The sequence below is a fragment of the bacterium genome (assembly GCA_020440705.1).
In the GTDB taxonomy this organism is placed as follows: Bacteria; Krumholzibacteriota; Krumholzibacteriia; order LZORAL124-64-63; family LZORAL124-64-63; genus JAGRNP01.
The window spans coordinates 44,370-55,227 of the sequence record JAGRNP010000012.1 but is presented as its reverse complement, the minus strand read 5'-3'; the positions used below and the strand labels follow the sequence as shown (position 1 = coordinate 55,227).

Genomic DNA, 10,858 nt, shown 5'->3' with positions numbered 1-10,858 from the left:
CGACGCGGTGCTGCCGCAGCGCGGCACCCGTCTGGCCCTGGTGGGGGCCGGCGCCGCGCTGGCGTTGGCGATCGTGCTGCTGGCGGCGGCGCCGGGCGAGACGCGGCGCGGCCTGGCCCGGCTGGTCTGGCCCCAGCCCGCCGCGACCCGCGAACGGCCCGGTGGACTCTTCGCCGTGGCCGGACGGGGCACGGTCATCGCGGGCGAGGCGGCCGATCTGGCCGGGGTCGATTTCGGACCGCGCCCGGGGCCGGCGGCGGTGCTCGAGGTGCGGGTCGGCGGCGGCACCTGGCAGGCCCTGCCCACCCGCCCGACCCCCGGGCCGGACGTGGCCGTGGGCCTGCCTGCGCCCTACCTGGGTTGGCAGGCGCGCCTGGAGAACGTGCGCGAGGACTTCAGCTGGCGGGTGCGCCGCGGCGCACGGCTCTCGGCGGCGCGCGACGTGGAGGTGCGGCCCTATCCGCTGCTGACCGATCTGGCCGCGCGGGTCGAACCGCCGGCCTACACCGGCCTGCCCGCCCGGGAGCTGCCGCGGGCGCCGTCCTGGTTCGAAGTGCCCGCGGGCAGTCGGGTGCACCTGACCGGACGCGTGAGCCATCCGGTGGTGGCGGCGACCCTCGTCACGGGCGAAGCGGACACCCTCAGCCTGGCCGTCGACTCCCTGCGGGTCTCCGGCAGCCTCGACGTCGTCGTGGACCGGACCTTCGGCGTGCACCTGCGGGACGCGTGGGGGCTGGCGAACCAGTCGCCCCTGACCTGGGAGATCGCCGCCGCCGCGGACCAGGCGCCGGTGGTGCGGCTCGACCGGCCCGACGACGACGGGATCCTGCCGCTGGCGGGCGAGGTGACGCTGGTCGTCGAGGCGGCCGACGATTACGGCCTGGACGACCTGCGTCTGCTGGCCCGGACCGGTGCGGCCCGCGGGCTGGGGCAGGGGCCCGAAGCGTGGCTCGGCGCCGCGGTGTGGGGCGGCGCGGCCGGGGGCGCGGATGACGCGTCTGGAACGTGGCGTCCCCTCGCGACGGCCGCCGGCGACCTGCGGGTGCGCACGACCCGGCTCGACGCGGGTGGCCGCCTGGCCCTGCGCCTGCGCCTGGATGTGCGCACCGACGAACTGGACCTGGTGGCGGGCGACGCCATCGAACTGATGGTCGAGGCGGCCGACAACAAGCGGCCCCGTCCGGCGAACGTCGGGCGCTCGGGGGTGGTGCGGCTCGCCCTGCCGTCGGCCGCCGAGGTGCTGGTCAGCCAGGCCGAGACCACGGAGACCAAACGCGGTGAGCTGGAGGAGATGCGGCGCCGCAGCGCCGAACTGAACGCCGACCTGGACCGGCTGAACCGGGAGCTGCTGAAGAATCCGGTGCCGGACTGGTCGCGGCAGCAGGAGATGGAAGCGGCCATCGACCGCCAGCGGACGCTGCAGGAGGAGCTGGCCCGGGTCGCCGAGGAGCTGCAGCGCGAGCTCCGGAAGCTGGCCGAGAGCCAGTTGACGAGCGAGGAGCAGCTGCGTCGGGCCGAAGAGATGAGCGAACTGCTGCAGCCGGGCACCAGCGAGCAGCTGCAGTCGCTGCTCGAGAAGATGGAGCAGGGCGGCGGACAGGCCACGCCCCAGGAGATGTCGCGGGCCATGGACGAGGTGGCCCGCAACCAGCAGGACATGGCCCGCCGCCTCGACGCGGCCCTGGCGATGCTGCAGCGCATGGCGCGGGAGCAGGAGCTCGAGGGGTTGACCGCGCTGCTCGAGCAGCTCATCCGCAAGCAGCAGGAACTGGCCGACCTCAGCCGCGAACTGGCCGCCCGCCAGGCGGCCGACCAAGAGGCCGAACGGACCGGCGACCAGCTGGCGGCGGCCGACGAGCCGCAGGATCCGCAGGACGCCGCCGCCGAGTCGGGGGAGCCGTCCGGCGAGGAGAATTCCGCCGGCGAGGAGAACGGCGCGGGAGACCGGAATCCGGCCGGTGAGGAAGGCCAGGCGGGAGACGAGAATCCGGCCGGTGAGGAGGCCCAGGCGGGAGACGAGAATCCGGCCGGGGACGACAGCCGGCTCGGCGACACCGACCCGTCCGGCGACGAGAACGCTTCCGCGGATCAGGGCGGCGACCCGCAGGACGCGCCCGCGGAAGGCGAATCCGGGGAGTCGCCGACGGGCGAGGAGGCCGACGACCCCGCCGCGCCCGCACCGACCGCCGAGGAACTGGCCCGGCGCCAGGAGGCCCTCGAGCAGGAGCTGGAGCAGCTGCAGGCCCGCCTCGAGGAGGCCCTGGCGAACCTGAAGAAGGAGAACGCCGCGAACCCGCGCGAGTCGGGCGAGCAGATGGCCGACGCCCTGCAGAAGGCCCTCGACCAGATGCAGCAGCAGAAGCCCGGCGAGAACATGGGCGAGGCGAGCGATCAGCTCGCGCAGATGGACCCGGAACAGGCGGCCAAGCTGCAGGAAGAGGCCCTGCGCAACATGGGTTCGCTCTACAGCGTGCTGCTCGAGTCGCAGCAGGCCATGCAGCAGGCCATGCAGATGGAGCAGGTGGGGAACCTGCGCGAGCTGGCGGCCGACATGCTGGCCATCTCGGCGCGGCAGGAGCAGATCGTGCAGCAGATTCCGCCCCAGCTGCGGGACCTGCGCTCGACGGAACTGACCCGGGGGCAGCACCGCGTGCAGAAGGCCGCGGCCCAGGTGCGCGCGGGCCTGGCGGAGATGATGGACGTGGCGCCGATGCGGATCATGAAGCTCATGGGGCAGCTCGACGAGGTCATCGAGACCATGGGCGAGGGCGTCCAGGCCATGGGCGAGAACCGGGCGCCCATCGCCCGGCGCCACGCGCGCGACGGGCTGGCCGAGTCGAATCGCATCGTCATCGGGCTGCTCACCGAGGCGCAGATGCAGAGCAGCAGCAGCAGCGGCGGGGGTGGCGGCGATCCGCAGCAGTCCCTGTCGCAGGACCTGCAGCAGATGGCCAAGGAACAGGCGAAGCTGAACGGAACCCTCGACCAGCTGCGGCGCCAGCTCGCCGACCGGGGCATGAGCCAGGAGGCGCGCAGCCGGATGCAGCGTCTCGGGCAGGAGCAGGCCGACATGGCCCGCCGCATGGGCGACCTGGCCGAGCAGGAGCGCGAACGCCCCGAGGGCGAACGGCTCCTGGGCGACCTGACGGAGCTGGGGCGCGAGATGGAGAGCGTGGGCGGCGACATCAGCGAGGGCCTCGTGGACGAGGAGACCCTCGTGCGGCAGGAACGCATCCTCAGCCGCATGCTCGACGCGCGCAACAGCGTCCGGCGACGCGACTACGCCCAGCGCCGCGAGGCCGAGACCTCGCGTGAGCTCTACACCGAACAGCGGGGCGACGACGGGACCGGACGCCGCGACGGCGACGATCCGCTCCGCCTGCGTTTCCAGCCCCTCGAGCAGGCGCCCCTCGAGTACCGCGACCTGGTGCGGCGCTACTTCGCGGCCCTCGATTCCCTCGAGCGGACCGCGCCGGCGCCCGCGCCGGACGGGGCCGCGGGGGAGTTGCCGTGAGCGCCCGCGCCGTCGCGAGGGCGGCCCTCCTGGTCGGGCTGGTCGGGCTTGCCGCCGGGGCCGTGGCCCAGACGCCGCAGCCGACCCCGCCGCGCAGCGGGCCCATGGAACAGCGCCTCTTCGTGCCCAAAGGCGGCGGTCGCGACGCGGACAAGCCCGCCCACCCGGACGTCTTCCAGAGCCAGCAGGCCGCGAACCTGCGGCGGCGCCTGATCGAACTGGACCGCCTGCTCACCCTCGGCAACCTGGGGCGCGCCGCCGGGCTGATCGACGAACTGGCCCAGCACAGCGGACTCGAACGGGAACTGCTGAGCCGCCGCATCCGCCTGGCCCAGCTGCAGGGCGATCACGCCCTGGCGGTCGCGCTCGGCCGGGAGGCGGTGGCCGCGGCTCCGGACGATCCGGCCCTGTGGCGGGGACTCGGCGCATCGCTGCTGGCGGCGGGCGAGCCGGACTCGGCCCGCGTCGCCCTGGACCGCTTCATGGTCCTGAACCGGAACACCCGCAGCGCGGCCATCGTGGGCATGGACCTGATGCTGGAGAACGGCTACCCGGGCCTGGCGGTGGGCCTCATCGACTCCATGCGCGGGGTGCTGAGCGAACCGCGTTTCCTGGGCCGCCAGCGCGCCCTGGGCCTGCTCGCCCTCGGGCGCCAGAAGGAGGCGGCCGCCGAGGTGAGCGACGAGCTGCGCGCCAACCCGTACAACTACGCGCTGGTGCGCACCGAACTGCTGGAGGGGCCCTACCGGCCCGCCGACCACGGCGCCTTCCGGGCCGAGTTGATGGCCAAGGCCGGCGACCCGGCCGCCCGGGGCGGCGAGGCGCTCCTGGTGGCCAACCTGGATCTGGTGGCGGGCCGGGTCGACGAGGCCCTCGCCCTGGTGACGCCGCTCACGGCGCAGCCGGCCCTGACCATGGTGCTCCTGCAGAACTGCCTGACCCTCAGCCGCGAGCTGAAGCTGCTGACCGATCCGGTGCAGGTGCAGGCGACCGTCGACTTCCTGCTGCCGGTGCTGGAGAACCTGGCCCGCCAGCCGGGCTCGGACCTGGTGATCCGGCGTCGCGCGGCCGACTACCTGGCCGAGGTGTGCGGAACGGCGCTCGAGCTCGACGGCCTGGGCGACGACCCCGCGGCCGGGGCCGAGCGCTTCAGCCGCACCCTCGCGATCGTGCGCGAGGTGAATCCGGGGAGCGAGCACCTGTACTCCTCGCGCATCCGGCTGGCCGACTACACGCGCGACCGGCTGCGCGATCCGGCCGGGGCGGCGCGGCAGCTCGAGGGCATGCTGCTCGACCTGGACCTGCCGACCGAGGGCCTGGCGCTGGTGCGCCTGACGCTCGGCGAGTGCTATCTGGCCGCCGGCGACACGGCCCGGGGGCGCACCGTGCTGACGCGCCTGGGGCGGGATCCCGAGTTCCGCGAGGCGGGCGGGCATGCCCACTACCACCTGGCGCGACTCGACCTCGCGGAGGGGCACTTCGCCACCGCCCGCGACCGCTTCGCGGTGATCGCCCTGGACAGCCCCGGCGCGGCCTACGCCAACGACGCCCTGGAGCTGGGCCTGATCATCGCCGAGGAGATGGAGAACCCGTCCGGCGGCCCGGAGATCCTGGGCCTGTACGCCCCGGCGGTCTACGCCGACCTGACGGCGCATCCCGACGCGCGGGTCACGGCGCTGGAGCGGTTCCTGGGCGAGGCCGAGCGGCGCCTCGACCTGACCGCGCCGCAGCACCTCTACGAGCGGGCGGCTTTCGAGCTCGCCGACGCCTACGCGGCCCACGGTCGCGACGACGAGGCCCTGGCCCTGTTGCAGCGTCTCGCGCTGGAGCATCCGGACGGGCGCTACGCCGCCCGGGCCCTGCAGCGGCGCGGGGAGCTGCTGCAGGAGGCGGGGCGCGCCGCGGCGGCCCGCACCGTCTGGGAGCAGCTGCTGGCCCAGTACCCGGACTACCTGTTCATCGACGACGTGCGCGAGGAGCTGCGCGCGTTGCCCCAGTAGACGAGGCGGAGAGAACCATGCCCATCCTGCACCAGCGCCTGCCGCGGCCTTCGGTCCTGCTGGCGGCCGCCCTGCTCGTGCTCGCCGCGCCGGCGGCGCGCGCCGCGTCGTACCTGCTCGTGCCCATGGACCTGGCCCAGGGCAACCACCTGCGCGCATACGGCGTCGCCTTCCACACCCTGCAGGCCGGCGACAAGGTCACCTGGCTGCTCAACTACCGCGGGGGCAGCTTCCTCTGCGACGACACGGCCCGCGTGCGCCTGGATGCGCGCCTGCTCGGGGTCGATTTCGAGGAACTCGGGGAGGCCCAGGTGGCGGCCATCCGGGCCGAGGTGAAGCAGGAGAACATGGACGAGGTGCTGCTCGAGACGCCGCCCCGCATCGCCGTCTACAGCCCGCCGAACAAGCAGCCGTGGGACGACGCGGTCACCCTGGCCCTGACCTACGCCGAGGTGCCCTACGACGTGGTCTACGATCCGGACGTCCTGGCCGGCAAGCTGAACGACTACGACTGGCTGCACCTGCACCACGAGGACTTCACCGGCCAGTACGGCAAGTTCTATGCGACGTTCGGGCTCGAGCCCTGGTACCTGGAGCAGAAGCACGCCAGCGAGGAGATGGCGCGGGGGTTGGGTTACGCCACGGTGTGGCAGCTGAAGCACGCCGTCGCGCTCACCATCCGCACCTACGTCGAGGGCGGCGGCTTCCTCTTCGCCATGTGCAGCGCCACCGACACCATCGATCTCGCCCTGGCCTGGCTCGACACCGACATCGTGCCCGAGCCGTTCGACAACACGCCCTACGATCCGGACTACCGCAACCGGGTCGACTACGAGGCCACCTTCGCCTTCCGCGACTTCCATCTCACGACCAACCCGATGGTGTACGAGTTCTCCGACCTGGACACCAGCAACTACGCCATGATGCGCGGCGCCATGGCCGACTACTTCACCCTCTTCGCCTTCGCCGCCAAGTACGATCCGGTGCCGGCCATGCTCACCCAGAACCACGTCAACGTGATCAACGGCTTCCTGGGCCAGACGACCGGCTACAGCCGCAAGAACCTGAAGCGCTCGGCGATCGTGTTGGCCGCGGTCGAGGGCACCGACGAGGTGAAGTACATCCACGGCAAGCGGGGCATGGGCACCTGGACCTTCCTGGGCGGCCACGACCCCGAGGACTACCAGCATCGCGTGGGGGATCCGCCCACCGACCTGGATCTCTTCCCGACCTCTCCCGGCTACCGGCTGATTCTGAACAACGTCCTGTTCCCGGCGGCCCGGAAGAAGCCCCAGAAGACCTGAGCCCGATCGGCGGTTGCTAACGCATACGATTCTGCTAGGATATGCGGACCGCGCAGGTCCTGAATCGGGACCGCGCCGTACGGTGTCCGGCGGAGGGGCCGGTCATGGGACTTCCGGAACGGGTGGTGGGACTGCCCCGGCCTGGGCCTGCGCCCTGGAGACGAAGATGGATTTTCCTCCCTGCAAGAAATGCGACGCCGGCGTGCTGCTGCCGCTTTCGGACTACGGGCGCGACGGCGCCCCGATCCGCTACAAGGCCTGGGTGTGCCACAACCCGGCCTGCGGTTTCAGCATCCGCATCGACAACGGCGAGATCAGCCTCGGCAAGAGCCTGCGCGAATCGGAGAAGTAGGCGTCCCGTCCCGTCCGGATGGGGGTGCGTCCGCCTCCCCGCCGTTCGCCGCCCGCCCGCACGTCGCCCCGGACCGGTCCCGGTCCGGGGCGACGTGCGTTCAGGCGTGCCGGTCCGGCCGATTCTGCCAGAGGTAGGCCGACAGCAGGACGAGCAGCACGAGCGAGCCGCCCGCGATGAGCCCGTCGACGAGGGAGAGGGCGGGCACCTCGGCGCCTCCGTCGTCGCCCCAGATCATCATGCTCAGGGAGATGGCGTTGTGGACGGCGTGGGTGATCCAGCAGGCCACGAGCGAACCGGTCGCCTCGTACACCACGGCCAGCACGAAGCCGATGCCGACCAGCCCGAACAGGTACCACGGTTCGCCGTGGACGATGCCGAAGACCAGGGCCGAGACGACGGCGGCCGGCCAGGGTCCCCACAGGTGGCTGGCGAGGCGGTGGACCAGGCCGCGGAAGACGAGCTCCTCGGCCAGGGGCGCCGCCACGACCACGGCCAGGAAGGCCAGCGCGAGTTCGACCGGGCCCTGGGGCATGTTGTCGGCCATGAAGTTGAGCCACTCGGCGTCGGGCGGATGCAGGCGCACGCTGAACTGGGCCAGGAGCGAGGTCGGCGAGAGGGCGGCCACCGCCATGAGGGCCGCCGCGAGCACGACGGGGATCGCCGGCACGTGCAGGCCGAAGTCGTCGCGCAGGGGAAGCCCGGTGCGGGACGCGAGCAGGCGCAGCGGCACCACCACGCCGCCGACCGAACCGACCAGCACCGGCAGGAAGAGGCCGCCGCCCATCCCGTAGAAGATGATCTGCAGCAGGAAGTTGCCGGCCATGAGCATCACCGCCAGGGCGAGGATGCGCAGGGCCGTCCAGGTCGTCCACATGCTGGCGGGCGGCAGGTGCCGTCGGGGTTCGCGGGGCGATTCCATGGGGCCCATGATCGTTGCAACCCCCGGGGGATGCAACCGCATTCCCGCCCGCCGGCAGGAGTGCCATCGCGCCCGGATAGGTTTATCATGCAAAGGCACCCACCCTTTCCGATCCCGGCGAAAGGCCGTCCCGTGAGCGACCAGCCCCTGGCATCCCCTTCGTCTTTCCCGGCCGGTCCGGGCGCCCCGGCGGAGCGCCGCATCCAGGCCGTCATCTTCGACCTGGACAACACCCTGACCGACTTCATGAAGGCCAAGGAGGACGCGATCCGGGCCGCCGTCGAGGCCATGATCGACGCGGGCCTGCCCCTCGGGCGCGGCGAGGCCACCGATCGCATCTTCGCCATCTACAAGGACAAGGGCATCGAGCACCAGCGCGTGTTCAACTTCTTCCTCGAACAGACCGTCGGTCGCAGCGACGACCGCATCCTGGCCGCGGCCGTGGTGGCGTACCGGCGGGCGCGGGAGGCCTCGCTGGTCACCTATCCCCACGCACGGCTGGTGCTGAACAGCCTGCTGAAGGCGGGCTACCGCATGGCCGTGGTCAGCGACGCGCCGCGCTTCGAGGCGTGGTTGCGGTTGACCTATCTCGGTCTGCAGCACAGTTTCGACCTCGTGCTGACCCACGACGACACGGGCGCCCACAAGCCCGACCCGACCGGATTCCGCATGGCGCTCGAGCGCCTCGGCGTCGCGCCGGACCGGGCCGTCGTGATCGGCGACTGGAAGGAACGGGACATCCGGGGCGGGCGCAACGCCGGCACCCACACCGTGTACGCGCGCTACGGCGACCAGTACAGCCAGTACGCCGACAAGGTGCCGGGCGACGCGACCGTCCCCGATTTCGTGGTGGATGATCTGCTGCAACTGCTGGACGTGCTCGACCGCCTGAACGGGGTGGCCGGCGCCAACGGGGAGGACGGCCCATGAGAGTGTGCACCGCCAGGGAGATGGCGGCCATCGACCGCGCCACCATCGCGGCCGGGACGCCGGGTCTGGAGCTGATGGAGCGGGCGGGCGAGGCCATGGCCGAGCTCATCCTCGAGTTCCTGCAGGAGCAGGCCGAGGGCAGCGATCACGAGCACGTGCACGGGCCCGGCTGCGGTCACGTGGCGGGCGAACGGGAGGGTGACGCCGCGCCGGTGACGGGGGTCCTCGTCATCTGCGGCAAGGGCAACAACGGCGGCGACGGCCTCGTCGTGGCCCGCCTGCTGGCCGAGGCCGACTGCCCCGTCTCGGTGATGCTGCTGGCCCGTCCGGACGAGCTGAGTCCCGACGCCCAGGCCAATTTCGAACTCCTCACCGACGAGGTGACGGTCTTCGTGCCCGAGGCCGGGGAGTGGGCGGCCGCGTTCACCGAGCTGGCCGGCACCGCCGACCTGGTGGTCGACGGCATCCTGGGCACCGGCATCACGCCGCCCCTGCGCGGGCCCTACATCGACCTGATCCGGAACATCAACGACGCGGGCATCCCGTGCATCGCCCTGGACATCCCCTCGGGCGTGTCGGGCGACGACGGCCGCATCGACCCGGTGGCCGTGGCCGCCGACATGACCATCACCGTGGGGCTGCCCAAGCGGGGCCTGCTGCTGGCGCCGGGCCGCGACTTCGCCGGCGACGTCGAGGTGATCGACATCGGCTTTCCGCCCGAGCTGTGCGAGGCCCACACGCCGGAACTGCACTGGCTGCCGCGGCACGAGTACCTGGCCCTGCTGCCGTCGCGCTCGTCGGTGTCGCACAAGTACCAGTTCGGCGCCCTGCTGGTGGTGGCCGGGTCGGCGGCGTACGGCGGGGCGGCCACGCTGGCGGGCATGGGGGCCCTGCGGTCGGGAGCGGGTCTGGTCTCGCTCGTCGTGCCCCGCGGGTTGGAGACGGCCATGCGCGTGAGCCTGCCCGAGGTGCTGACGAACGCGGTGCCCGAGACCGGCAGCGGCACCATCGCGCCCCTGGACGACGCCGTGTTCACGGCGCTGTCGGCGGGCGTGGGGGCGCTGGCGGTGGGACCGGGTCTCGGCGGCGATCCCGACACCGACGCCTGGGTGTGCGACCTGATGGCCGCCTGCGAGCGGCCGGTCGTCCTCGACGCCGACGGTTTGAACGCCTTCGCCCGCACGGGCCGGACGCCGCGCTTCGGCACCGACCAGGTCGTCCTGACGCCCCACGCCGGCGAGTTCGCGCGCCTTGTGGGCCTGACGCCCGCCGAGGTCGAGGCGCGGCGCTTCGAGTTGGTGCGTCGCTACGCGACCGAGTGGAACGTGGTGCTCATGCTCAAGGGCGCGCCGTCGCTCATCGCGACGCCGGACGGCCGGGTCCACATCAACGCCAGCGGCGACGACGCCCTGGCCCGCGCCGGCAGCGGCGACGTGCTGACGGGGCTGGTCGGCGGCCTGCTCGCCCAGGGCCTGACGGCCCGCGATGCCGCCCTGCTCGGCGCCTACCTGCACGGCCTGGCCGGCACGGCGGCGGCCCGGGGCCTGAGCACGCGTTCGGTGCTGGTGCGCGAGGTGGCCACGGCCATCGGCCCGGTCTTCGAGGAGATGGAGAAGGAGGCGAGCGCCGTGGCCGAGCTGCGCGAGCGCATCTGGCCGGTGCAGACGGCGACTCCCGCGGACGGTGACGCGTGAGGGTCCTGGGCATCGAGACCTCGTGCGACGACACCAGCGTCGCCCTCTACGACAGCGAACGGGGCGTGGCGGCGAATCTCGTCTCCAGCCAGGTCGACCTGCACGACCACTTCGGCGGCGTGGTGCCGGAGCTGGCCAGCCG

General features: G+C 72.6%; 7 protein-coding genes. 6 read left to right on the top strand and 1 reads right to left on the bottom strand.

Annotation, left to right across the window (positions count from 1 at the left end; genetic code table 11):
• From KDM41_03630 to KDM41_03615, 4 genes are all read left to right on the top strand, one after another.
• On the top strand, nucleotides 1-3,514 hold a 3,514-nt coding region (locus KDM41_03630; protein ID MCB1182500.1), incomplete at its 5' end, for a DUF4175 family protein.
• Nucleotides 3,511-5,514: a tetratricopeptide repeat protein gene (locus KDM41_03625; GenBank protein ID MCB1182499.1), complete on the top strand. Its 2,004-nt coding sequence runs from the start codon at nucleotides 3,511-3,513 to the stop codon at nucleotides 5,512-5,514. The genes KDM41_03630 and KDM41_03625, both read left to right, overlap by 4 nt.
• A gap of 56 nt (nucleotides 5,515-5,570) precedes the next feature.
• Entirely contained in the window at nucleotides 5,571-6,818 is a 1,248-nt protein-coding gene (locus KDM41_03620; GenBank protein ID MCB1182498.1) for an asparagine synthetase B, read from the top strand.
• 166 nt (nucleotides 6,819-6,984) lie between these two features.
• A complete protein-coding gene (locus tag KDM41_03615; protein MCB1182497.1) occupies nucleotides 6,985-7,170 on the top strand; it encodes a hypothetical protein in 186 nt (61 codons plus the stop codon).
• 100 nt (nucleotides 7,171-7,270) lie between these two features.
• On the opposite strand, the gene KDM41_03610 is transcribed toward KDM41_03615, so the two are convergent.
• A complete protein-coding gene (locus tag KDM41_03610) occupies nucleotides 7,271-8,092 on the bottom strand; it encodes a CPBP family intramembrane metalloprotease (GenBank protein ID MCB1182496.1) in 822 nt (273 codons plus the stop codon).
• 132 nt (nucleotides 8,093-8,224) lie between these two features.
• On the opposite strand from KDM41_03610, the gene KDM41_03605 reads away from it, so the two are divergent.
• Together KDM41_03605 and KDM41_03600 are read left to right on the top strand one after the other, a co-directional pair.
• Nucleotides 8,225-9,022 carry an HAD-IA family hydrolase gene (locus tag KDM41_03605; GenBank protein MCB1182495.1) on the top strand — a complete coding sequence of 266 codons (798 nt, stop codon included), beginning with the start codon at nucleotides 8,225-8,227 and terminating at the stop codon, nucleotides 9,020-9,022.
• Nucleotides 9,019-10,716 (top strand): NAD(P)H-hydrate dehydratase, encoded by a 1,698-nt coding sequence (locus KDM41_03600; protein MCB1182494.1) that lies wholly within the window; start codon nucleotides 9,019-9,021, stop codon nucleotides 10,714-10,716. Before KDM41_03605 ends, KDM41_03600 begins: the two co-directional genes overlap by 4 nt.
• Nucleotides 10,717-10,858: the final 142 nt, after the last annotated feature.